The sequence below is a fragment of the Pseudomonas stagnisoli genome (genome assembly GCF_048595745.1).
Lineage (GTDB): Bacteria > Pseudomonadota > Gammaproteobacteria > Pseudomonadales > Pseudomonadaceae > Aquipseudomonas > Aquipseudomonas alcaligenes_A.
The window spans coordinates 2,655,850-2,679,363 of the sequence record NZ_CP184361.1; the positions used below are offsets into that span (position 1 = coordinate 2,655,850).

A 23,514-nucleotide genomic window follows, 5' to 3' on the forward strand; every position below is an offset into this window, starting at 1 on the left:
GAGAAACACACATGCTCAAGTACATCTGGGACGTGGTGCACGGCACCTGGACCCAACTGCGCAGCCTGGTCATGGTCTTCAGCCATGGCTTCCGCAAGCGCGACACCCTGCAGTATCCGGAAGAACCGGTGTACCTGCCGCCGCGCTACCGCGGCCGCATCGTGCTGACGCGCGACCCCGACGGCGAGGAGCGCTGCGTAGCGTGCAACCTGTGCGCCGTGGCCTGCCCGGTGGGCTGCATCTCGCTACAGAAAGCCGAGACCGAGGACGGTCGCTGGTACCCTGAGTTCTTCCGCATCAACTTCTCGCGCTGCATCTTCTGCGGCCTGTGCGAGGAAGCCTGCCCGACCACCGCCATCCAGCTCACCCCGGACTTCGAGATGGGCGAGTTCAAGCGCCAGGACCTGGTCTACGAGAAGGAAGACCTGCTGATCAGCGGGCCGGGCAAGAACCCGGACTACAACTTCTACCGCGTCTCCGGCATGGCCATTGCCGGCAAACCGAAAGGCGCCGCGCAGAGCGAAGCCGAACCGATCAACGTCAAAGGCCTGCTGCCCTGAGGAGAGGATGATGGAGTTTGCGTTCTACCTCGCCGCGGGCGTTGCCGTGGCCTCTACAGTGATGGTCATTACCGGGACCAATCCGGTACATGCCCTGCTGAACCTGATCGTTTCCCTGCTGGCCGTGGCCTGCACGTTCTTCGCCCTGGGTGCGCCGTTTGCCGGAGCCCTGGAGATCATTGTCTATGCGGGCGCCATCATGGTGCTGTTCGTCTTCGTGGTGATGATGCTCAACCTCGGCCCGGCTGCTTCCGAGCAGGAAAAACAGTGGCTGAAACCCGGCATCTGGACCGGCCCGGCGATTCTCTCCCTGCTGCTGCTGGGACAATTGCTGTACGCCCTGTTCGCCTCCCCGAGCGGCGCCGCCATCGGCCTTGAAACCGTGGATGCCAAGGCCGTCGGCATCCGCCTGTTCGGCCCCTACCTGCTGGTAGTCGAGCTGGCCTCCATGCTGCTGCTCGCCGCCCTGGTCGCTGCCTACCACCTGGGCCGCCACGAAGCCAAGGAGCCCACCGCATGAATGCCATTCCTCTGGAACACGGCCTGGCGCTGGCCGCTGTGCTGTTCAGCCTGGGCCTGATCGGCCTGATGGTGCGCCGCAACATCCTCTTCGTGCTCATGAGCCTGGAAGTGATGATGAACGCCACCGCCCTCGCCTTCGTCGTCGCCGGCAGTCGTTGGGTGCAGCCTGACGGCCAGGTGATGTTCATTCTGGTGATCACCCTGGCAGCCGCCGAGGCCAGCATCGGCCTGGCGATCCTGCTGCAGCTGTATCGCCGCTTCAACACCCTCGATGTCGACGCTGCCAGCGAGATGCGCGGATGAACCTTCTATTCCTCACCCTCCTTTTCCCGCTGCTCGGCTGGTTCCTGCTGGCCTTCTCCCGCGGGCGTCTCACGGAAAACACCGCCGCCCTGATCGGCGTCGGCTCGGTCGGCCTGGCCGCCCTGAGTGCGGCCTGGGTCATCCTGCAGTTCCTCAGCCTGCCGGCGGGCGGTGTCTACACCCAAACGCTGTGGCAGTGGATGAACGTCGGCAACCTGACGCCGAGCTTCACCCTGCACCTGGACGGCCTGTCGGCCACCATGCTCGGTGTGGTCACCGGCGTTGGCTTCCTGATCCACCTGTTCGCCAGCTGGTACATGCGCGGTGAAGAGGGCTACTCGCGTTTCTTCGCCTACACCAACCTGTTCATCTTCAGCATGTTGCTGCTGGTACTCGGCGACAACCTGCTGGTGCTGTTCTTCGGCTGGGAAGGTGTGGGCCTGTGCTCGTACCTGCTGATCGGCTTCTATTACAAGCACGTGCCCAACGGTAACGCGGCGCTCAAGGCGTTCATCGTCACCCGCATCGGCGACGTGTTCCTGATGATCGGCCTGTTCCTGCTGTTCCTCAACCTCGGCACCCTGAATATCCAGGAGCTGATGGTGCTGGCGCCGCAGAAGTACGTGGCCGGTGATACCTGGCTATGGGTCGCCACCCTGATGCTGCTCGGGGGCGCAGTGGGCAAGTCCGCCCAGCTGCCGCTGCAGACCTGGCTGGCCGACGCCATGGCCGGCCCGACCCCGGTCTCCGCGCTGATCCACGCCGCTACCATGGTCACCGCAGGCGTGTACCTGATCGCCCGTACCCACGGCCTGTTCCTGCTGACCCCGGAGATTCTCGAGCTGGTTGGCATCGTCGGCGCCGTGACCCTGGTGCTGGCCGGCTTCGCCGCCCTGGTACAGACCGACATCAAGCGCATCCTCGCCTACTCGACCATGAGCCAGATCGGCTACATGTTCCTCGCCCTCGGCGTGCAGGCCTGGGACGCGGCGATCTTCCACTTGATGACCCACGCCTTCTTCAAGGCCCTGCTGTTCCTCGCTTCCGGTGCGGTGATCCACGCCTGCCACCACGAGCAGAACATCTTCAAGATGGGCGGCCTGTGGAAGAAGCTGCCGCTGGCCTACGCCAGCTTCGTCGTCGGTGGCGCCGCTCTGGCAGCGCTGCCGCTGGCCACCGCCGGCTTCTACTCGAAGGACGAGATCCTCTGGGAAGCCTTCGCCAGTGGTCACAGCGAGCTGCTCTACGCGGGTCTGGCCGGCGCCTTCCTGACCTCGATCTACACCTTCCGCCTGATCTTCATCGCCTTCCACGGCGAGCAGAAGACCGAGGCCCATGCCGGTCACGGCCTGGCGCACAACCTGCCACTGGCCACTCTGATCGTACTGTCGACCTTCGTCGGCGCGCTGATCACCCCGCCGCTGGCCGGCGTGCTGCCGCAGAGCATCGGCCACGCCGGCGGCGAGGCCAAGCACGGCCTGGAGATCGCCTCGGGCGCCATTGCCCTGGCCGGTATCCTGCTGGCCGCATTGCTGTTCCTCGGCAAGCGCACCTTCGCCACGACCGTTGCACAGAGCGCCCCGGGCCGCTTCCTGTCAGCCTGGTGGTTCGCCGCCTGGGGCTTCGACTGGCTCTACGACAAGCTGTTCGTCCAGCCCTACCTGCTGATCTGCCGCCTGCTCGGCCGCGATCCGATCGACCTGAGCATCGGCCTGGTGCCGCGCCTGGCCCGTGGCGGCAACGCCCTGCTGGCCCGCAGCCAGACTGGCCAGGTGCGCTGGTACGCCACTTCGATCGCCGGGGGTGCCGTGCTGGTACTCGCCGCCCTCCTCTTTCTGAGTTAAGGAAAACAGCCTGATGATTCTCCCCTGGCTAATCCTGATTCCCTTCATCGGTGGCCTGCTGTGCTGGCAGACCGAGCGCTTCGGCAACACGCTGCCGCGCTGGATCGCCCTGCTGACCATGGGCCTGCTATTCGGCCTCGGCCTGTGGCTGTGGGCCAGCGCCGACTTCAGACTGGCCCCGGCCCCCGGCGCCGAGTTGGCCTGGGCGGCCGAGTTCCAGGTGCAGTGGATCGAGCGCCTCGGTATCAGCATCCACCTCGGCCTCGACGGTCTCTCGGTGCTGATGATCGTCCTCACCGGTCTGCTCGGCGTGCTGTCGGTGCTGTGCTCGTGGAACGAAATCCAGAACCGCGTCGGCTTCTTCCACCTCAACCTGATGTGGATCCTCGGCGGCGTGGTCGGCGTGTTCCTCGCCATCGACCTGTTCCTGTTCTTCTTCTTCTGGGAAATGATGCTGGTGCCGATGTACTTCCTCATCGCGCTCTGGGGTCATAGCGGCAGCAAGGGTCACTCGCGGATCAATGCCGCCACCAAGTTCTTCATCTTCACCCAGGCCAGCGGCCTGATCATGCTGGTGGCGATCCTCGCCCTGGTGCTGATCAACTACAACGTCACCGGCGTGCTGACCTTCAACTACGAAGATCTGCTCAAGACTCAGCTGCCCGCCGGTACCGAGTACCTGCTGATGCTCGGCTTCTTCGCCGCCTTCGCCGTGAAGTTCCCGGTGGTTCCGGTGCACTCCTGGCTGCCGGATGCGCACGCCCAGGCGCCGACGGCCGGCTCCGTTGATCTCGCTGGCATCCTGCTGAAAACCGCCGCCTACGGCCTGATGCGCTTCGCCCTGCCGCTGTTCCCCAACGCTTCGGCCGAATTCGCGCCGATCGCCATGTGGCTCGGTGTGTTCGCCATCGCCTACGGCGCCTTCCTGTCGTTCGCGCAGACCGACATCAAGCGCCTGGTGGCCTACTCCAGCGTGTCGCACATGGGCTTCGTGCTGATCGCCATCTACTCCGGCAGCCACATCGCCCTGCAGGGTGCCGTGGTGCAGATGATGGCTCACGGCCTGTCCGCTGCCGCGCTGTTCATCCTCTGCGGCCAGCTCTACGAGCGCCTGCACACCCGTGACATGCGCGAAATGGGCGGTATCTGGGCGCGCCTGCCCTGGCTGCCGGCGCTGAGTCTGTTCTTCGCTGCCGCCGCGCTCGGCCTGCCGGGTACCGGCAACTTCGTCGGCGAGTTCCTGATCCTGATCGGCAGCTTCCCGGCGGCTCCCTGGGTCGTGGTCCTGGCTGCCTGCGGCCTGGTGCTGGGGTCGGTCTACTCGTTGGCGATGATCCACCGCGCCTACTTCGGCCCGGCCAAGTCCGAGGCACCGCTGCAGGCCATGAAGGCTCGCGAGCTGTACATGGTGCTGGGCCTGGCCGTGCTGCTGATCCTGCTCGGCGTCTACCCGCAACCGGTGCTCGACACCTCCGCCGCCAGCATGCACGGCGTGCAGCAGTGGTTCAGCGGTGCCCTCACTCAACTCGCTTCGGTCCGGTAATCACGCGCTATGGAACTGACGACTCAACACTTCATCGCGCTGCTGCCGCTGCTGGTCACCAGCGCCACCATCATCGTGGTGATGCTCGCCATCGCGTGGAAACGCAACCACGCCATGACCTTCATCCTCTCGGTGCTGGGATTGAACCTGGCATTGCTGTCGATCATCCCGGCTCTGGGCGTGACCCCCATAGAAGTCACCCCGCTGCTGCTGGTGGACAAGTTCGCCTGCTACTACATGGCGCTGGTGCTTGCCGCCACGCTGGCCTGCACCACGCTGGTCCATGCCTACCTGGGCGGAGAATCCGGCAGGCAGGGCTACCCGGGCAACCGCGAAGAGCTGTACCTGCTGATCCTGCTGTCCGCCCTGGGTGGCCTGGTCCTGGTCAGCGCGCAACACCTGGCCGGCCTGTTCATTGGTCTGGAACTGCTGTCGGTCCCCACCTACGGCATGATCGCCTACGCCTTCTTCAACAGGCGCTCACTGGAAGCCGGCATCAAGTACATGGTGCTGTCTGCTGCGGGTTCGGCCTTCCTGCTGTTCGGCATGGCCCTGCTCTACGCCGAGTCCGGCAGCCTGAGTTTCGCCGGCATCGGCGCCAAACTGGCCGCCGATGGCCTGCCGAGTCTGATCGCCCAGGTCGGCGTTGGCATGATGCTGATCGGCCTGGCCTTCAAGCTGTCGCTGGTGCCTTTCCACCTGTGGACCCCGGACGTCTACGAGGGTGCCCCGGCACCGGTCGCCGCCTTCCTGGCCACCGCCAGCAAGGTCGCCGTGTTTGCCGTGCTGCTGCGCCTGTATCAGATCTCCCCGGTCACCGCCGGCGGCTGGCTGGAGGGCATGCTGAGTGCCCTGGCCATCGCCTCGATCCTGTTCGGCAATCTGCTGGCACTGCTGCAGAGCAACCTCAAGCGCCTGCTCGGCTACTCCTCGATCGCCCACTTCGGCTACCTGCTGATCGCCTTGATCGCCAGCAAGGGTCTGGCCGTGGAAGCCATCGGCGTGTACCTGGCCACCTATGTGCTGACCAGCCTGGGCGCGTTCGGCGTGATCACCCTGATGTCCACGCCCTATAGCGGCCGCGATGCCGATGCCTTGTACGAGTACCGCGGCCTGTTCTGGCGCCGTCCGTACCTCACCGCCGTGCTGACCGTGATGATGCTGTCGCTGGCCGGTATTCCGCTGACTGCCGGTTTCATCGGCAAGTTCTACGTGGTCGCCGCTGGTGTGCAGGCACAACAGTGGTGGCTGCTGGGCGCCATGATCCTGGGCAGCGCCATTGGCGTGTACTACTACCTGCGCGTGATGGTCACCATGTTCCTCGCCGAACCGAACCTCAAGCGCCACGATGCGCCGTTCAACTGGGGCCAGCGCGCCGGCGGCATCATGCTGCTGGTTGTCGGTCTGCTCGCCTTCTTGCTCGGCGTCTACCCGCAGCCGCTGCTGGAACTGGTGCAGCAGGCCGGGCTGGTAGCGGTCGCCCACTAAGCATCGGAAGTCAACGAAGAACCCGGCCCAGGCCGGGTTTTTTCTGTCCATCGAACTATTGGCGAGGCGTAGCCCGGCTCAGGCCGGTTTTTTATGGGCTGGCTCCCGGCACAGGCGCGAACACAGTTCGCGAAGCAGCCGTAGCCTGGAGGATGTCCGGGCTACCCGACTGAGCTACCGCAACAGACAGAACAAGGGCGCCCATGGGCGCCCTTGTTCTTTGCGCAGGTACTCAGATACGGAACTGTCGCACCAGCGCCCCCAGGCGCTCGCCCAAGCCGGCCAGGCTGCGCGAAGTCTCGGCGCCTTGACGGGTTTCGTCCGCCACGCTTTCCACCGCCACGGCGATCTGATGCACGCTGCGGTTGATCTCCTCGGCCACCGCCGTCTGCTCCTCGGCGGCGCTGGCGATCTGCGCGTTCATCGCATTGATGGTGCCGATCAGCTGGGCGATGGCATCCAGCGAAGCACCGGCCTGATTGGCCTGTTCGCTGGTGATCTCGCCGGCATCGCTGGAGCGGCGCATAGCGGTGACGGCGTCGCGGGTACCGCCCTGCAGGCGATCGATCATGCCCTGGATTTCCTGGGTGCTCTGCTGGGTACGGCTGGCCAGCGCACGCACCTCATCGGCGACCACGGCAAAGCCGCGCCCGGCCTCGCCGGCTCGAGCGGCCTCGATGGCGGCGTTGAGCGCTAGCAGGTTGGTCTGCTCGGCAATGGAGCGAATCACGTCGAGCACGCTGACAATCGACTGTACGTCCTGCTGCAGGTTGTCCAGTGACACGCCACTCTCGCGGATATCCTCGACCAGCGCGTGAATGCGATCGATGCTGCCATCGACCACCTTCTTCGCCGCCTGTCCCTCACTATCGGTCTGCTGCGCAGCCTCGGCCGCGCCCTGGGCACTGCGCGCCACTTCGTGGGCAGCAGCGGACATCTCGTTGATCGCCGTGGCCACCTGGTCGGTCTCGTGGCGCTGGCGCTCCATGGCCTGCTCGGAGCGCTGTGCCTGCGCCGCCACCTCACCGACCAGACCGGTCAGCTGGGTGGTCATCTCGGCAATCTGCCGCACCAGACCATGAATCTTCTCGACGAAGCGGTTGAAGGAGCCGGCCAACTCGCCCAACTCGTCCTGGCTGGCCACCGGCAGGCGACGAGTCAGATCACCTTCGCCGGCGGCGATATCGTCCAGGTTGGCCTTGATCTGCTGCAGCGGTCGCAGGAACGCATTACTCAGGGTCAGGCCAAGAACGCCGAACACCACCAGCATGATCACGGCAATCACCAGAATACTGGTCAGGATAGTGCTGACCCGCTCTTCGATAGCGGCCTCAACCTCGGCGACCTGAGCCTCCACACCGTCCAGGTTAACCGCTGTACCCAGGGCAAGATCCCACTTGGGCAGGTAGTAGCTGTAGGCCAGTTTGGGAACCAGAACGCTCTCGTTGTTGGGCAGCGGCGAGCTGTACTGCACGTAGTTGCTGCCATCTTTGGCCACACGCACCAGTTCGTCGTTAACCCTCACGCCGTTGGGATCCTGGCGGCCAGTGAAGCTCTTGCCGACATCCACAGGGCTGTCGCCCCGGAACAGGCGGATAACCTGCGAGTCGTAGCCGAAGAAGTAGCTGTCCTTGCCGTATTTGATCTTGGAAAGGATGGCGATAGCCTGGTCGCGGCTGGCCATGTCGCCCTGAGCGGCACCATCGTAGAGAGCCTGAACGGAGCCCATGGCGATCTGCATGTAGTGTTGCAGCTCGCGGCGACTCTCCTGCACCAGACGCTCACGCGTCTCCTTGACCTCGTCTTCGGCCAGATCAAGCAGGATCTTTGCCGCGGCTCCGCTGAGCACAATGGCAAACAGGATCACTGGCAGAAGTGCCAGCAGCAGCATTTTGCTTTTTAGTGTGAGGCGCATTGTCCTTTCCTCTGGAGAGCGTCTTTTCGAATAAGAAACGGGGCTGCCGTGTTATCGGCAGCCCCGTTGATTACCTGAGCGACCAAACAGTCACTCGGATCGGGATCAATGGGCGAGATGTACTCTAGAGCAACATTGCTGCGGCCCAGCCAAACACCAGCAACGGCACGTTGTAATGCAGGAAGGTCGGCACCACGGTATCCCAGATATGGTTGTGCTGGCCGTCCACATTCAAGCCGGAAGTCGGGCCAAGGGTCGAATCGGAGGCTGGTGAGCCCGCGTCACCCAGCGCACCAGCCGTACCCACGATGCAGACAATGGCCAGCGGGCTGAAGCCGAGCTGCACGCCCAGCGGCACGAAGATGGCAGCGATGATCGGCACGGTGGAAAAGGATGAGCCAATGCCCATGGTCACTAGCAGCCCTACCAGCAACATCAGCAGTGCACCCAGTGCCTTGCTGTTGCCGATCCACGCCGCCGAGGCATCCACCAGCGCGCGCACATCGCCGGTGGCATTCATCACCTCCGCGAACCCCTGCGCAGCGATCATGATGAAGCCGATCATGGCCATCATCTTCATACCTTCGGTAAACAGGTCATCAGCCTCTTTCCAGCGCACCACGCCGGACACCGAAAACACCACAAAGCCCGCCAGCGCCCCGACGATCATCGAGTCCAGCCACAGCTGCACGATAAAGGCGACCGCCACCGCAATGCCGGCCACCAGCAGGCTCAGCGGGCTGTAGCGCACCTCCACTCGCTCTGCCTGAACAATCGGCTGCAGGGCATAGTCGCGCTTGCCACGGTAGCTGAAGAATATGGCCAGCAGCAGGCCGAACAACATGCCGGCGGCGGGGATCAGCATGGCGTGCGTGACGTTCACATCGCTCACGTCCACCCCACCCTTGGCCACGTTGGCCAGCAGAATCTCGTTGAGGAAGATGTTGCCGAAGCCAACCGGCAGGAACATGTAGGGAGTGATCAGGCCAAAGGTAATCACGCAGGCGATCAGGCGACGATCGATCTGCAGCTTGCTCAGCACGTACAGCAGTGGCGGTACCAGTAACGGGATGAAGGCGATATGGATCGGCAAAATGTTCTGCGAAGCCACCGATACCGCCAGCAGCAGACCGACCAGCAGCCATTTCACCGCGTTCCCCTCTTCCTGCTGCCGCCCTACCAGCGCCAGGGCGCGATCAGCAAGGGCATGGGCCAGCCCCGACTTGGCGATGGCGACAGCGAAGGCGCCGAGCAGCGCATAGGACAGCGCCACGGTAGCACCGCCGCCCAGCCCCTTGTTGAAGGCCGCCAGCGAGCCCTCCAGGCCCAGCCCCCCAAGCAGACCGCCGGCAAGAGCGCCAACGATAAGCGCCACGACAACGTGGACCCGGCACAAACTGAGGACCAGCATGATGCCGACTGCGGCAACCACTGCGTTCATCGCAAAACTCCACTTAACAGCGTGCATGACCCGCCCAGGGCGGAAAAAGCGCGAGACTCTGCACGATCGGTCAGTTTCTGTCAAAAACCCCAGCGTGCGAAATTCTGGGCAACGCGTACATAATTCTGCTTGTCTACGCAGCAGCTTTGCGTAAAAACTCAGGTCGGTCATGAAAACGGTCAAGCTTCTGCCGCCGCCACCGATACATGGCTAAGACGTCTGAAATCCTAAGGACCCGACCATGCTGTCTCGCCTCTCGATTCAGTGGAAAATCACCTTGCTCGCCGGGCTCTGCCTGCTGGCTATCGTCACGCTGCTGGTGGGCGCATCTCTCTATCAGTCCACCCACAGCGCCTCGCTGGTGAAAAAATCCAGCTCCGAGATGCTCGAAGAGTCGGCACGCCTGAGCATGTCGGCCCGTGGCGAGCTGCAGGGTATCCGCATCCAGCGCTACTTCATGGACGCCTATCAGTATGGCAAAGGCTTCTCTCGCCAGGTCCTGTTCCTCAAGGACCAGGCCGAGAAACGCTTCCTCGACGCTTTCGACCTGCGCGAGGACATGACCAGACAAGTACGCTCCTCTCTCGAAGCCAATCCCAGCCTGCTAGGGCTCTACCTGGTGTTCGAGCCCAATGCGCTGGACGGCAAGGACGAACTGTTTGCCGGGCAGAGCGAAATCGGCAGCAACGACAAGGGTCGCTTCTCCCTCTATTGGTCGCAAAGCACGCCAGGCACCCTTGAAGCCGAGGCGATGAATGAGGATCAGCTCGGCGACACGACGGCAGGCCCCAGCGGTGCGCCCTACAACGCCTGGTACACCTGCCCGCGCGATACTCGCCGTACCTGTGTGCTCGACCCCTACTTCGATGACGTGAACGGCAAACAGGTGCTGATGACCAGTATTGCCTTCCCTCTGGAGCATGACGGCAAGGTAATCGGCGTAATGGGCGTCGATATCAGCCTGGAGAGCCTGCAGCAGATCGCCCAGAACGCCAGCAGCGAGCTCTATGAAGGCCAGGCCCATGTCAGCATCATCAGCCCGGCCGGCCTGCTGGCCGGCCATAGTCGGGATGCCGGCCAGTTGGGCAAGTCCCTGGCTGAAGCCTTCGCCAATCAGGACCGGGAGATCATCGGACTACTCGCCAGCGGGCAGGCGCAGTTCCTTGAACAGGACGACCGGCTGCAGGTAATCGAGCCACTGCTACCGATTCCTGAAGCCAAACCCTGGGGTGTGCTGCTGGAGGTTCCAACCGCCACTTTGCTCGCGCCGGCTCTGCAACTGCAGAAGCAACTGGATGAACGCCGTACTGGCGACACCACCTTCTCCATCACGCTGGCGCTGATTGCCATCCTGCTAGGCCTCGCGCTGATGTGGTTGACGGCACTGGGCGTTACCCGCCCGATCCTTGGCGTAGCCAGCATGCTGAAGAACATCGCCAGCGGCGAAGGCGACCTGACCCGCCGCCTGGAGTACGCCAAACAGGACGAGCTGGGCGAGTTGGCGAGCTGGTTCAACCGCTTCCTCGACAAGCTGCAACCGATCATTGCCGACGTCAAACTCTCGGTGCAGGACGCCCGCAGCACCGCCGACCAGTCTGCGGCCATCGCCACCCAGACCAGCGCCGGCATGCAGCAGCAGTTCCGTGAAGTGGACCAGGTCGCCACCGCTTCTCAGGAGATGAGCGCTACCGCCCATGACGTAGCCAACAATGCCGCCCAGGCCGCCGAAGCCGCGCGCAGTGCCGATGCTGCCGCTCGCGAGGGGTTGACGGTAATCGACCGCACCACCCTGTCGATCGAGCAACTGGCCAGCGAGCTGAGCTCGGCGATGCACGAGGTGGAGACGCTGGCTGGCAGTAGCGAGCAGATCGGCTCGGTGCTGGAAGTGATCCGCGCCATCGCCGAACAGACCAACCTGCTGGCCCTCAACGCAGCCATCGAAGCAGCCCGCGCCGGTGAAGCCGGCCGCGGCTTTGCCGTGGTGGCCGACGAGGTGCGCAACCTGGCCAAGCGCACCCAGGACTCGGTGGAGGAAATCCGCCAGGTGATCGAGAACCTTCAGAGCGGTACCCGCGACGTGGTCGGTTCCATGCACAGCAGCCACAAGCAGGCGCAAAGCAGTGTCGAACTGGTCGAGCAGGCGGTGACCTCGCTGCGCCGCATCAGCGACGCGGTCACCGTGATCAACGACATGAACCTGCAGATTGCCTCGGCCGCCGAGGAGCAGAGCGCGGTGGCCGAGGAGGTGAACCGCAACGTGGCCAGCATCCGCGATGTCACCGAAGCGCTGTCCGGCCAGGCCGACGAGTCCGCCCGGGTCAGCCAGAGCCTGAACAGCCTGGCCAACCACCAGCAAGGCCTGATGGACCAGTTCCGCGTCTGACGTTATCTCTGCGCCGCGCCCCGACCGGGGCGCTGGCGTCATCCGACCAGATCTCTGTCGCCCCGCCACTTGCCGCGTTCCAGAGCGGCCGGTAGCCTGCGCGCAATCATTCGCTAGGAATCCCCGCCATGCTCAATATCGCCCTGATCGCCGGCTCCAGCCGCAGCGGCAGCCAGTCCGCCAAGGTCGCCCGCTTCCTCCGCCAACGCCTGATCGAACTGGGTCTGACTCGCCATGAGCAAAGCAGCCTGCTCGACCTCGGCGAGCGCGGCCTGCCGTTGTGGCCTGGAGAGGACAAGGGCCCATGGAGCGAGTATCAGCAGCAGCTGGCCGCCGCCGACGCGCTGGTGGTGATCGCCCCGGAGTGGAACGGCATGGCCTGCCCGGCCGTGAAGAACTTCTTCCTGTACGCCAGCAACGCCGAACTGGCGCACAAGCCTGCGCTGCTGGTGGGCGTTTCCTCGGGCATCGGTGGTGCCTACCCGATCAGCGAACTGCGCGCCTCGGGCTACAAGAACTGTCGCATTGCCTATCTGCCGGAGCACCTGATCGTGCGTCAGGTGGAGGCGGTGATGAACGAAGGCCCGGCTACCGGCGAAGACGACCTGCGCATCCGCGCCCGCGCCGACTACGCGCTGGACATCCTCGGCAAGTACGCCGAAGCGCTGAAGCCGGTGCGCGCGGCCATCGACCTTAGCAATCCGGCCTTCACCAACGGCATGTGATCAACGCCGCCCGGGCAGGCTGATCGCGACCCGCAGCCCGCCCAGCGGGCTGTCCTCGAGGCTCAAGCTGCCGCCCCAGGCCTCGACCATGTCACGCACGATGCCCAGGCCCAGGCCGTGGCCGGCAACCTGCTCGTCCAGGCGGGTGCCACGCCCCAGTACCGCCTCGCGGCGCTCGGGGGCGATGCCGGGCCCATCGTCGTCCACCCACAGCCGATAGCCCTCGCCTTCCTTTACCAGGCTCAGGCGTACCTCGGCATCGGCCCATTTGCAGGCGTTGTCCAGCAAATTGCCGAGCAGCTCGAGCAGGTCTTCCCGGTCCCACGGCAGGCATAGCCCGGGCTCGGCCTGCCACTCCAGCTTCAGGCCGTGGCTGTGGATCATGCCCAGGGTGCTGAACAGCCCCGGCAGCTCCGCCGCACAGTCGAAATGCGCCCCCGGTAGCGCCTCCCCAGCCAGACGCGCGCGACCCAGCTCGCGCTCCAGGCGCTGGCGGATCTGCGCCAGCTGCTCGCGCAGGGTAGCCTGCAGCTCGGGCTGATCGCACAACTCCTCACGTTCACTGAGGCTAACCAGCACCGCCAGCGGCGTCTTCAAGGCATGCCCGAGATTGCCCAGTGCATTGCGCGAACGCTTGAGGGTGTCCTCGGTGTGGCTCAGCAGGTGATTGACCTGTGCCACCAACGGCTCCAGCTCCTGCGGCACCTGGCTGTCCAGCTCGGTGCGCCGGCCCTGCTGCAGCTGGGCGATTTGCTCGCGCACCCGCTCCAGCGGGCGCAGCGCCGAACGCACCGTGTAGCGCTGGGCCAGCAGGATCAGCAGCAGCGCTGCAGCGCCGAGTCCCAGCCCCAGCCATTGCAGGCGGCGAAAGCTCTCCAGAATGGGCGTGTAGTCCTGCGCCACGCTGATGGAAAAGCGCTGGCCAAAACGCAGGTAGTCGCCACGATAGACCAACAGCATCTGGCCATGCGGACCGTCACCGAGACCGTCCTGCAGGCCCGCGCGCGCAGGCTTGGGCAGGTCACGATCCCATAGGGAGCGCGAGCGCCAGGTCTCGTCGGCAAAATCGATACGGAAGTAGTGGCCGGAAAACGGCCGCTGGAACGTTGGGTCCAGGCGCCGCTCATCCAGCTGCACGCCGTTCTGGCCACGCACCAGGGCGACCAGCAGGGTCCGTGTCTCATCCTTGAGGTCTTCCCGCAGGTAGCGGCGCAGGCTGTGGTCGAACAGCCACAGACTGCTCTGCGCCAGGATCAGACCCACCACGATCAGTACACTGGCCAGGCCCAGGCTGAGGCGACGCTGGATCGACTTCAAGTGTCGACTCCGGCGTAACGGTAACCCTGGCCACGCCGGGTCTCGATCACCTCGCGCCCGAGCTTGCCGCGCAGGCGATTGACATGCACTTCCAGGACATTGGAATCGCGCTCGCTCTCGCCATCGTACAGATGGTCAGCCAGCTGGCTCTTGGACAGAATCTGCCCGGGGTGCAGCATGAAGTAACGCAGCAGACGGAACTCGGCGGACGTCAGCTCGATCTGCTCACTGCCACGCGTCACGCACTGGCGGCTTTCATCCAGCTGCAGCCCGGCAGCTTCCAGCTGTGGCTGGTTGGCCAGGCCGTGGGCGCGACGCAGCAGAGCCTGGATACGTAGGGCCAGCTCTTCGGGATGGAAGGGTTTGGTCAGGTAGTCGTCAGCGCCAGCCTTGAGGCCATCGATGCGCTCGGCCCAGGAGCCGCGCGCCGTCAGAATCAGCACGGGCGTGCTCAGGCCGCCGGCACGCCACTCGCGCAGCACCTCAAGCCCAGGCTTGCCCGGTAAACCGAGGTCGAGAATGATCAGGTCATAAGGCTCGATTGCGCCCTGATAGGCGGCATCACGGCCATCGGCCAGCCAGTCCACCGCGTAGCCCTGCCCTTTGAGGCTGACCAGCAGTTCATCGGCCAGGGGCACATGGTCTTCCACCAACAACAGGCGCATCAGTCCTCCACTTCGTCCTTGAGAATGCGGCCGTCACGGGCATCCAGCTCCAGCTCGCGAACGGTGCCGTCGGCGGTCAGCAGCTCCACCTCGTATACCAGCACGTCATCCTCCTCTTCCAGTTCCGCCTCCAGCAACTCGGCCCCGGGGTAACGCCCCAGGGCCGATGCCATCAGATCTTCCAAGGGACGGATGACTCCCTCCTGGCGCAGGCGCAAGGCCTCGTCCTGATCGAGGTCGCGGGCCTGGGCATCGAGAGCCAGTACCGCGACGATCAGGGCAAGGATGCCGCTATAGCGAAACACGAACTTCATCAGTCATCCCGGTGCTCTTGCAGGATCTGGCCATTGGTGGCGTCCAGCTCCACGTCCCACTGCACGCCCTGGGCATCACGCAGCTCGACCTGATAGACATAGCGGCCGTGCTCCTGCTCCAGTTCGGTGTCCTCGACCTTGCCGCCCGGGTACTTGGCCAGCGCAGCCGCGTTGAGTTTCTGGAAGTCCTGGATGGTGCCTGCATCGCGCAGCTTCAGCGCCTCGTCCGGGCCCAGGTCACGAGCCTGGGCAATACCGGCGGTGGCCGCGAGGGCTGCGATGGCAAAAAGGCTGGTCAGCTTGTTCATGGTGTTCTCCTCGTGGGGTATCCGTTGTCTACGGAGCCCAAGATAGCGATGCCAACTTAATTCAAGCTGAATCAGCACAAGGCTCACAACTGACGGGGTATTCATCCGCTGAAGCCGCTTGGCCTCTCAGACCACGCCACTATAATCGCTGGCCTGCAATACGGAGCCAAGCATGACCGCCATCCATATCAAGTCGCCTGCTCTCAGCCTGCGCGCCGGCAAGCGCGCCCTGACGCGTATCCGCGGGCAGGGCCTGCAGCCAGCCGATGTCGGCATTCTGCCTGGCGCTGCCGGCGGCCCCAAGGGCCTCGGCATCCAGGGACTCGATCTGGCCCTGTTCGGTGACTGGCTGCCACGGGCACCGCGCGAACGCACCCTGATCGGCGCCTCGATCGGTTCCTGGCGTTTCGCCAGTGCCTGTCTGCCTGATCCCTGCGCCGGTATCCGCCGCCTCGGCGAGCTTTATACCAGCCAGCGCTTCGCCAAGGGCGTGAGCATGGCCGAGGTCTCGCGCAGCTGTGTGCAGCTGCTCGATGATCTGCTCGAAGGCCAGGACCAGGCGGTGCTGAACAATCCGCTGTACCGCCTAAATATCGTGGTGGTGCGCAGCCACGGCCTGCTCCAGCATGATCATCGCGGCAAGCTTGGTCTGGGCCTGTCGTCGGTGATCGGCAACAACCTGCTGAGCCGCAGCCGCCTGGGTCGGCATTTCGACCGGGTCATCCTCCACGACGCCCGCCAGATGCCGCCACTGGGTGCCCTGAACGACTTCCGCTCGCACTTTCATACCCTCGCCGAGGGCAATCTGCGCCACGCCCTGCTGGCCTCCGGCTCGATACCCATGGTGATGGAGGCGATCCGCGAGATCCCCGGCCTCGCCCCGGGCGCCTACCGCGACGGGGGGCTCCTCGACTATCACCTGGACTTGCCTTACCAGGCCGATGGCGTGGTGCTCTATCCACATTTCACCGACAAGGTGATTCCCGGCTGGTTCGACAAGAGCCTGCCCTGGCGCCGCGCCGACCGCGAGCGCCTGCAGGACGTGCTCCTGCTGGCGCCATCCCCCGAGTACCTCGCCAGCCTGCCTCACGGCAAACTCCCGGATCGCAGCGACTTCAAGCGCTACCTGGGCGATGATCAAGGCCGTGAACGTTACTGGCACAAGGCGATGGCCGAAAGCCGCCGCCTCGGTGACGAGTTCCTCGAACTGGTCGACAGCGGTCGGCTGGGCGAGCGCCTGCAACCGCTTTAAAGACCCTGCAAGGAAGCCATAAATGCCTCTGTATCGAACCCTGGCGCTGTCCCTCCTGCTTCTTTCCACCAGCACGCAGGCAGCCCTGGATGGGCAAGGCCGCCAGGAGGTCGATGCCCTACTCGCCTTCGTCGAGAGCAGTGGTTGTCAGTTCATCCGCAATGGCAGCGAGCACTCACCCGCCGATGCGCGCAAGCACCTGCAGAAGAAACTCGAATACCTGGATGACAAGGGCCTGGTCGACTCGCCAGAGGACTTCATCGCCCGCGCGGCGACCGAGAGCAGCATGAGCGGAGAGCCCTACCAGGTGAATTGCCAAGGTCGACTGCAGCGTTCGGCCGACTGGCTGAATGGCGAGCTCATGCGTCTGCGCCAGACCCGCTAGTGCCCAAGCTGGTAAACTGCGAGGCAAGCTTCACGCCGCCTCGCGGCCTATCCAGCAGAGCGCTTACCTTGGAACTGTTCAAAGAATTCACCTTCGAATCCGCCCACCTCCTGCCCCATGTCCCAGCCGGCCATAAGTGTGGTCGCCTGCACGGCCATTCCTTCCGCGCCGCGATCTACATCGAGGGCGAGGTCGATCCGCATACCGGGTGGATTCGCGACTTTGCCGAGATCAAGGCGATCTTCAAGCCGATCTACGAGCGACTCGACCATAACTACCTGAACGACATCCCTGGCCTGGAAAATCCCACCAGCGAGAACCTGGCCAAGTGGATCTGGCAAGAACTCAAACCGCTGCTGCCCGAGCTTTCCCGCATCCGCGTGCATGAGACCTGCACCAGTGGCTGTGAGTACCGTGGCGACTAATCTGTTCGCGTATCGCAAAACGCAAAAGCCACCTTTACGGTGGCTTTTTTATGGCTATGTTCCCGTTAATTGTTGAAATACGAGTCTGTCAGCGGGCATTTCCAGTGGAGGTGTGCGATGGAAACCCCAGCCTTTGAGCACTGGCCGGCCTCAGCCAGCTAACGCCCCCGCCAAAAAACACGCTTCGTCATGCCCTTCTCATACCAGAAGCCAGCCAGTGGCTGGTGCAAGGTTCTTCCCGCGTTACGCCAGAGCCCGCATTGCAAGGCGACAGCAAGCCTGCTGGTACCTTGGAGCTGGAGGCGCGGGCTGCGCCGCTTTCGCTGCCGCGAGCGCCTGCATACATGTAACGCGCTAACAGGCAAAGGTTTGGCCCGCTTGCACATGCAGGGTCACCGGTTGAATTACTGCGACGCGCTGGTCGAAGGGCTGACCGTGCGTCGTGCGACGAAAGCCTGAGGCATCAGCAAGAACACGGCACTTCGCTGGCGGCATCGTTTTCTGACTCTGGCTGTAGGCCATGCAGCGCAACAAGAAAACGGCATCATCGAGGCTGACGAAACCCTCTTTCTGGAATCCTTCAAAAGTCAGCGTCAGTTACCCCGGCCGTCCCGTCAACGAGGCGGAATCAGCCTGACACGCGGCACAGCGCCGGACCAGATACCGATGCTGATGGTACGTGATCGCAGTGGCCAGACCGCCGACTTCCAGCTGGAAAAGCTCGACGCAGTCCATGTCCAACAGGCGCTAAGACCTCTGGTCAATAGTGACGCAGTGCTGTGTACAGACGGTGCTGCAGTCTATGCAGCATACGCCAAGAGCACAGATGCCACCCATCAGGTGGTTCAGGCACGCCCTAGACGCAGGGTATGCGAGGGGGCGTTGCACATGCAGAACGTTAATTCTTATCACAGTCGAGTGAAGAGCTGGATGGCGCGCTTTCATGGCTTGGCCACCCGCTATCCGCCAAACTATCTAGGCGGGCGCCGAATGCTGGAGCGCTACGCCACTTCTATCGCGCCCGAGCGCTGTCTGCAGGAGGCGCTCGGAGCGCCAATGCAACACGTAACGGCAATATAGCCTTTTTATTGGGCGCAAACGAAAAGGCCGCTGGTCACTCAGCGGCCTTTGGCGTCAGAGCAGACTAGGCACTCAGAAGCGCTCGATGTCAGCCTTGTCCTTGAGCTGCTCACGGTACGCCGCGAAATCCTGCTGACCGGCGCGCGAAGCGAGGAAGCGGCGATAGCTGGCCTTCTCCTCAGCGCTCAGCTCGGCCTTGGCCTGGCCGACACCGTCCAGGCGCAGCACCACGTAGTCACCATTGTTCAGCGTTACGCCGGCGAAGCTGGATTTGCCATCCTCCGGCTTGGCCATACGGAACAGCGCCTGCAGTACCTCGGGCTCGACACCCTCCTGGCTGCGGGTAGCGGCTTCCACGACCTTCCAGTCCTTGCCACTGGCACCGCCATCACGCAGCTGCGCCAACAGCGCCTCGCCCTCGGCCTTGGCCGCTTCACTGGCCTTCTTGCGCGACAGGGTGTCACGAATACCGGCAGACACCTCCTCCAGTGGCAGCAAGGTCGGCTTCCTGTGCTCCTTCACCCGCAGCACCAGCGTGGTATCCGGGTCCAGCTCGATGGCACTGCTGTTGGCACCGTCTTCCAGTACTTCAGGACTGAAGGCCGCCTGCACGACTTGGCGATTGGCAGCCACACCCTCGCCACCCTCACGCCCGAAGGCGCCACTGGTTTGCACCTGCAGCCCCAGTTCCTGGGCTGGTTGCGCCAGATCGGAAGCTTCGAAACTGGCCTCTTCCAGTTCCTTGGCCGCTTCGACGAAGCGCTGCTCGACCTGCTGCGCCTTGACCTCACGCTCCAACTTGGCCTTCAGGCTGTCGAAGCTCGGCACCTCGGGCGCCTGCACGTCCAGCAGCTTGATCAGATGCCAACCGAAGGAGCTGCGCACGGGAGCGGAGACTTCATCTTTCTTCAGGGCATACAGCGACTTCTCGAACTCGGGGTCATACACGCCTGGGCCGGCAAAGCCCAGATCACCGCCGTTGCTGGCCGAACCCGGGTCCTGCGAGACCTCCTCGGCCAGCTTGGCGAAATCCTCGCCCTGCTTCAGGCGCTCGGCGACTTCCGCGAGCTTGGCCTTGGCCTGCTCATCACTGAGCTTGTCGTTCACTTCCAGCAGGATATGCGCGGCGCGGCGCTGCTCGGCCAGGTTGGCGATTTCCTTCTGATACAGCGCCTGCAGTTCCTCATCACTGGCCTCGGCCTGGGCAAAGAAGCTCTCCTTGCGCAGTTCGACGTACTCGACCACGACCTGCTCCGGACTCATGTACTGGTCCTTGTGCTCATCGTAGTATGCCTTCAGCTCGTCATCGCTGACATCGACGGACTTGGTATCGATGTGAATGGTCTGGCTGGCGAAGTCTCGGGTCTGCCGGTCCAGTCGCACGAAGTTTTCCAGCTCTTCGTCGGTGACGAAGTTGCTGGCAGCCAGGCTGGCCTGCAACTGGCTGACCAGAACGTCCTGCTTGAGGCGCTCACGGAACTCCATGCGCCCCATGCCCTGCTGCTGCAGGATCTGATCGAAGCGCGCCGCATTGAACTTGCCGTCGACCTGGAAGGCCGGGGTCTGCAGGATCAGCTGGTCCAGCGAGGCCTCGGAGAAGCCCATGCCGGCGTCCTTGGCGCCCTGCAGCAGCAACGTGCGGTCGACCAGCGCATCGAGAGAGGCCTGACGCAACAGCTTGTCGTCCAGCAGAGAGGCGTCGAAATCCTTGCCAAACTGCTGAATCAGCTGACGGCGCTGCATATCAACGGCAGCGTTGAGGCTGCTCAGCGTAATCGTCTCACCGTTGACTTCAGCCGCATTCTGGCTGTTGCTGGTGGACTGGATGATGGCATCGAAGCCGGTAAAGGCCATCAGCACGACGATCACGCCAATGATGGTTTTGGCGATCCAGCCCTGGGAGTTGTCCCTGATGTTCTGCAGCATGCTTCCCCCGAAACGCCTGCACTGAACAAACAGCCATGCAGCGTGGGTATTGAGGTCCGGATAAAAGAAAGGCGCATCCGAGGATGCGCCTTCTCATAACTGTTGGAGCGCTTTCGCTGCTCCTGCCGAATCGGGTGACCCCGGCTCGGCGAGGGCCAAGCCCGAGAGACGCTTAGTTGACGGCGTCTTTCAGAGCTTTGCCAGCTTTGAAGCCAGGGATCTTGGCAGCAGCGATCTTGATCGGCTTGCCAGTCTGCGGGTTGCGGCCGGTACGAGCGGCACGCTCTTTGACAGCGAAAGTACCGAAGCCAACCAGCACCACGGAATCACCAGCCTTCAGAGCGCCAGTGACGGATTCGATCACTGCGTCCAGCGCGCGGCCGGCAACAGCTTTCGGGATATCAGCGGATGCGGCGATGGCATCAATCAGTTCCGACTTGTTCACTCTTAAGTCCCCTTATTTCTGTTGAGTTTGTTTCTTAGTTGTTTGGTGTAAGCAAAGCGGGTGCTGAAAGGCCTGCCGACACATAGGAGCCGCTTTATAACAAGGGCTCGAAAATAGTGTCAAGGAAGCCTTCCGGCTAATGCGTGCTGATTCGCTCCTTGGAATCAGTCTCGCGCGAGTCATCCTTTGCAACCATCTCGGGAGCCGCATCAGGCAAGGGCTCCGGAGCGTATTGCAGCGCAATTTGCAGGACCTCGTCAATCCATTTAACCGGCTTAATGGTCAGGTCCTGCTTAATATTTTCCGGAATTTCCTTGAGGTCGCGGACATTCTCTTCCGGGATGATCACCGTCTTGATTCCGCCACGGTGAGCTGCCAGGAGTTTCTCCTTGAGACCACCGATGGCCAGCACCTGACCACGCAGGGTGATCTCGCCGGTCATGGCGACATCGGCCCGCACCGGGATCTGTGTCAACGCGGAAACCAGAGCCGTGCACAGGCCGATACCAGCACTCGGACCATCCTTGGGCGTGGCACCTTCGGGCATGTGGATGTGTACGTCGCGCTTCTCGTGGAAGTCCGGCGCAATGCCCAGGCTCTTGGCGCGGCTGCGCACCACAGTCAGCGCAGCCGTCATGGATTCGGCCATCACGTCACCGAGCGAGCCGGTCTTGATCAACTGGCCCTTGCCCGGCACCACGGCAGTCTCGATGGTCAGCAGCTCGCCGCCGACTTGAGTCCAGGCCAGGCCGGTGACCTGACCGATCTGGTCCTGCTGCTCGGCAAGGCCATAGCGATAACGGCGCACGCCCAGGTAATGCTCCAGCGACTCAGCGGTGACCAGCACCTTGATGCGCTTGTCCTTGGCGTGCTCCTTGACCACCTTGCGGCAGACCTTCGACACCTGCCGCTCCAGGCTGCGCACACCAGCCTCGCGAGTGTAATAGCGAATCATGTCGCGGATCGCCGCCTCCTCGAACTCCAGCTCGCCCTTCTTCAGGCCGTTGGCCTGCACCTGCTTGGGCGTCAGGTACTTGATGGCGATGTTGACCTTCTCGTCCTCGGTATAACCGGGCAGGCGGATGACCTCCATGCGGTCCAGCAGCGGGCCGGGGATGTTCATGGAGTTGGCGGTGCAGATGAACATCACGTCCGAGAGGTCGTAGTCGACTTCCAGGTAATGGTCGTTGAAGTTGTGGTTCTGCTCCGGATCCAGCACCTCCAGCAGCGCCGAGGCGGGATCGCCACGCATGTCGCTGCCCATCTTGTCGATCTCGTCGAGCAGGAACAGCGGATTGCGCACGCCGACCTTGGTCAGCTTCTGGATCAGACGACCGGGCATCGAACCGATATAAGTCCGGCGATGACCGCGGATCTCGGCCTCGTCACGCACGCCACCCAGGGCCATGCGCACGAACTTGCGATTGGTCGCGCGGGCGATGGACTCGGCCAGCGAGGTCTTGCCCACGCCGGGCGGACCGACCAGGCAGAGCACCGGCCCCTTGAGCTTCTTCACCCGCTTCTGCACGGCGAGGTACTCGAGAATGCGCTCCTTCACCTCTTCCAGGCCGAAGTGGTCGGCCTCGAGGATATCCTCCGCCTTGGCCAGGTCCAGGCGCACCTTGCTCTCGGCCTTCCACGGCACGTTGGTCAGCCAGTCGATGTAGGAGCGCACCACGGTGGCCTCGGCCGACATCGGTGACATCTGCTTGAGCTTGTTCAGCTCGGCATTGGCCTTGGCGTGGGCTTCCTTGGTCAGGCCGGCGTTCTCGATGCGCTTCTTCAGCTCGTCGATCTCGTTGTGGCCTTCATCGATGTCACCCAGCTCCTTCTGAATGGCCTTCATCTGCTCATTCAGGTAGTACTCGCGCTGGCTGCGCTCCATCTGCTTCTTGACCCGACCACGGATGCGTTTCTCGACCTGCAGCAGGTCGATCTCGGCATCCAGCAGGGCCAGCACATGCTCGACGCGCTCGGCCAGACTGGTGATCTCGAGGATCTCCTGTTTCTGCTCGATCTTCAGAACCATATGCGCAGCCATGGTGTCGACCAGGCGCGCCGGCTCGTCGATGCTGTTCAGCGAGGACAGCACCTCGGCCGGCACCTTCTTGCCCAGCTGTACGTACTGCTCGAACTGGCTGAGCAGACTGCGGGTGAAGACCTCGGACTCGCGCTCGGCGACTTCGCTCTCGTCGAGCAGCTGCACCTCGGCGCGGCAATGACCGTCGACCTCGATGAACTTCTCGATAGCACCGCGCTGCTCGCCCTCGACCAGTACCTTCACCGTGCCATCGGGCAGTTTCAGCAGCTGCAGCACAGTGGCCACGGTACCCATGCGGTACAGCGCATCCTCGCCCGGATCATCGTCTGCCGGGTTGCGCTGCGCCAGCAGAAGAATCTGCTTTTCGCCAGCCATGGCGGCTTCCAGAGCCTCGATGGACTTCTCGCGACCGACGAACAGCGGGATGACCATGTGCGGATAGACCACGACATCACGCAGCGGCAGGAGAGGCAATTCGATGGTTGTCTTCATGATTTCAGCTCTACGGCGGCCATTCGGCCGTAAACGGACGGGGTACCCTTGACCCTAAGATGGGGCCACCCCCGGGAAAAAACAAGCGAGAACGGCGCAAAAGCAAAGGGCCCCGCAGGGCCCTTTGTTTCAGCGTTAGA

19 protein-coding genes and 4 pseudogenes are annotated in these 23,514 nt (G+C 63.4%); 13 read left to right on the forward strand and 10 right to left on the reverse strand.

Annotated features, from left to right (window positions below; genetic code table 11):
• The first annotated feature begins 11 nt into the window (after positions 1-11).
• From nuoI to nuoN, 6 genes are read left to right on the forward strand one after another with little or no spacing between them, the layout of a single operon-like run.
• Positions 12-560 carry an NADH-quinone oxidoreductase subunit NuoI gene (gene nuoI, locus ACOAPY_RS12750; RefSeq protein WP_076583056.1) on the forward strand — a complete coding sequence of 183 codons (549 nt, stop codon included), beginning with the start codon at positions 12-14 and terminating at the stop codon, positions 558-560.
• Between the two features lie 10 nt (positions 561-570).
• Positions 571-1,080 (forward strand): NADH-quinone oxidoreductase subunit J, encoded by a 510-nt coding sequence (nuoJ, locus tag ACOAPY_RS12755; RefSeq protein ID WP_465153497.1) that lies wholly within the window; start codon positions 571-573, stop codon positions 1,078-1,080.
• Positions 1,077-1,385, forward strand: coding sequence for an NADH-quinone oxidoreductase subunit NuoK (gene nuoK, locus ACOAPY_RS12760; RefSeq protein WP_076429156.1), 309 nt, complete (start codon positions 1,077-1,079; stop codon positions 1,383-1,385). The genes nuoJ and nuoK overlap by 4 nt, the downstream gene beginning before the upstream one ends.
• Entirely contained in the window at positions 1,382-3,229 is a 1,848-nt protein-coding gene (nuoL, locus tag ACOAPY_RS12765; RefSeq protein ID WP_465153498.1) for an NADH-quinone oxidoreductase subunit L, read from the forward strand. The genes nuoK and nuoL overlap by 4 nt, the downstream gene beginning before the upstream one ends.
• A gap of 13 nt (positions 3,230-3,242) precedes the next feature.
• Entirely contained in the window at positions 3,243-4,772 is a 1,530-nt protein-coding gene (gene nuoM / locus ACOAPY_RS12770) for an NADH-quinone oxidoreductase subunit M (protein WP_465153499.1), read from the forward strand.
• A 9-nt stretch (positions 4,773-4,781) separates the two neighbouring features.
• Positions 4,782-6,260, forward strand: coding sequence for an NADH-quinone oxidoreductase subunit NuoN (gene nuoN, locus ACOAPY_RS12775; protein ID WP_465153500.1), 1,479 nt, complete (start codon positions 4,782-4,784; stop codon positions 6,258-6,260).
• A gap of 232 nt (positions 6,261-6,492) precedes the next feature.
• On the opposite strand, the gene ACOAPY_RS12780 is transcribed toward nuoN, so the two are convergent.
• From ACOAPY_RS12780 to ACOAPY_RS12790, 3 genes and pseudogenes are all read right to left on the reverse strand, one after another.
• Positions 6,493-7,314 (reverse strand): methyl-accepting chemotaxis protein, encoded by an 822-nt coding sequence (locus ACOAPY_RS12780; protein WP_372237637.1) that lies wholly within the window; start codon positions 7,312-7,314, stop codon positions 6,493-6,495.
• A 36-nt stretch (positions 7,315-7,350) separates the two neighbouring features.
• Positions 7,351-8,175: pseudogene (locus ACOAPY_RS12785) on the reverse strand (cache domain-containing protein); the annotation flags it as partial.
• A gap of 124 nt (positions 8,176-8,299) precedes the next feature.
• Entirely contained in the window at positions 8,300-9,616 is a 1,317-nt protein-coding gene (locus tag ACOAPY_RS12790; protein WP_465153501.1) for a Na+/H+ antiporter family protein, read from the reverse strand.
• A 559-nt stretch (positions 9,617-10,175) separates the two neighbouring features.
• On the opposite strand from ACOAPY_RS12790, the pseudogene ACOAPY_RS12795 reads away from it, so the two are divergent.
• The 3 genes and pseudogenes from ACOAPY_RS12795 to ACOAPY_RS12805 all read left to right on the forward strand — a co-directional run.
• Positions 10,176-11,141 (forward strand): annotated as a pseudogene (locus ACOAPY_RS12795) (methyl-accepting chemotaxis protein); the annotation flags it as partial.
• A 261-nt stretch (positions 11,142-11,402) separates the two neighbouring features.
• Positions 11,403-11,999 (forward strand): annotated as a pseudogene (locus ACOAPY_RS12800) (methyl-accepting chemotaxis protein); the annotation flags it as partial.
• A gap of 128 nt (positions 12,000-12,127) precedes the next feature.
• The gene (locus ACOAPY_RS12805; RefSeq protein ID WP_465153502.1) at positions 12,128-12,724 is read left to right on the forward strand and encodes an NADPH-dependent FMN reductase; all 597 of its coding nucleotides are present in this window, start codon (positions 12,128-12,130) and stop codon (positions 12,722-12,724) included.
• Here the strand turns inward: ACOAPY_RS12805 and ACOAPY_RS12810 are convergent, their stop codons facing one another.
• From ACOAPY_RS12810 to ACOAPY_RS12825, 4 genes are read right to left on the reverse strand one after another with little or no spacing between them, the layout of a single operon-like run.
• Complete coding sequence (locus ACOAPY_RS12810) at positions 12,725-14,041, reverse strand: sensor histidine kinase (protein ID WP_465153503.1); 1,317 nt, start codon at positions 14,039-14,041, stop codon at positions 12,725-12,727.
• Positions 14,038-14,706, reverse strand: coding sequence for a response regulator transcription factor (locus ACOAPY_RS12815; protein ID WP_465153504.1), 669 nt, complete (start codon positions 14,704-14,706; stop codon positions 14,038-14,040). The genes ACOAPY_RS12810 and ACOAPY_RS12815 overlap by 4 nt, the downstream gene beginning before the upstream one ends.
• The gene (locus ACOAPY_RS12820) at positions 14,706-15,020 is read right to left on the reverse strand and encodes a PepSY domain-containing protein (RefSeq protein ID WP_076583080.1); all 315 of its coding nucleotides are present in this window, start codon (positions 15,018-15,020) and stop codon (positions 14,706-14,708) included. The genes ACOAPY_RS12815 and ACOAPY_RS12820 overlap by 1 nt, the downstream gene beginning before the upstream one ends.
• Positions 15,020-15,328, reverse strand: a complete 309-nt coding sequence (locus tag ACOAPY_RS12825; RefSeq protein ID WP_465153505.1) for a PepSY domain-containing protein — start codon at positions 15,326-15,328, stop codon at positions 15,020-15,022. The genes ACOAPY_RS12820 and ACOAPY_RS12825 overlap by 1 nt, the downstream gene beginning before the upstream one ends.
• Before the next feature lie 172 nt (positions 15,329-15,500).
• Between ACOAPY_RS12825 and ACOAPY_RS12830 the strand changes: the two genes are divergently transcribed.
• The 4 genes and pseudogenes from ACOAPY_RS12830 to ACOAPY_RS12845 all read left to right on the forward strand — a co-directional run bounded on the left by ACOAPY_RS12830 (position 15,501) and on the right by ACOAPY_RS12845 (position 18,470).
• Positions 15,501-16,580: a patatin-like phospholipase domain-containing protein gene (locus ACOAPY_RS12830; RefSeq protein ID WP_076583084.1), complete on the forward strand. Its 1,080-nt coding sequence runs from the start codon at positions 15,501-15,503 to the stop codon at positions 16,578-16,580.
• Positions 16,581-16,602: 22 nt separating this feature from the next.
• Positions 16,603-16,965 carry a YfeK family protein gene (locus ACOAPY_RS12835; RefSeq protein WP_465153506.1) on the forward strand — a complete coding sequence of 121 codons (363 nt, stop codon included), beginning with the start codon at positions 16,603-16,605 and terminating at the stop codon, positions 16,963-16,965.
• A 68-nt stretch (positions 16,966-17,033) separates the two neighbouring features.
• Positions 17,034-17,390, forward strand: a complete 357-nt coding sequence (gene queD / locus ACOAPY_RS12840) for a 6-carboxytetrahydropterin synthase QueD (protein WP_021700277.1) — start codon at positions 17,034-17,036, stop codon at positions 17,388-17,390.
• 140 nt (positions 17,391-17,530) lie between these two features.
• Positions 17,531-18,470: pseudogene (locus tag ACOAPY_RS12845) on the forward strand (IS1595 family transposase).
• 72 nt (positions 18,471-18,542) lie between these two features.
• Here the strand turns inward: ACOAPY_RS12845 and ACOAPY_RS12850 are convergent.
• The 3 genes from ACOAPY_RS12850 to lon all read right to left on the reverse strand — a co-directional run bounded on the left by ACOAPY_RS12850 (position 18,543) and on the right by lon (position 23,374).
• On the reverse strand, positions 18,543-20,396 hold the full coding sequence (locus tag ACOAPY_RS12850; protein ID WP_465153507.1) for a SurA N-terminal domain-containing protein: 1,854 nt from the start codon (positions 20,394-20,396) through the stop codon (positions 18,543-18,545).
• A 172-nt stretch (positions 20,397-20,568) separates the two neighbouring features.
• Complete coding sequence (gene hupB, locus ACOAPY_RS12855; RefSeq protein WP_003087931.1) at positions 20,569-20,841, reverse strand: nucleoid-associated protein HU-beta; 273 nt, start codon at positions 20,839-20,841, stop codon at positions 20,569-20,571.
• 136 nt (positions 20,842-20,977) lie between these two features.
• Positions 20,978-23,374 carry an endopeptidase La gene (gene lon, locus ACOAPY_RS12860; RefSeq protein WP_465153508.1) on the reverse strand — a complete coding sequence of 799 codons (2,397 nt, stop codon included), beginning with the start codon at positions 23,372-23,374 and terminating at the stop codon, positions 20,978-20,980.
• Positions 23,375-23,514 lie beyond the last annotated feature (140 nt).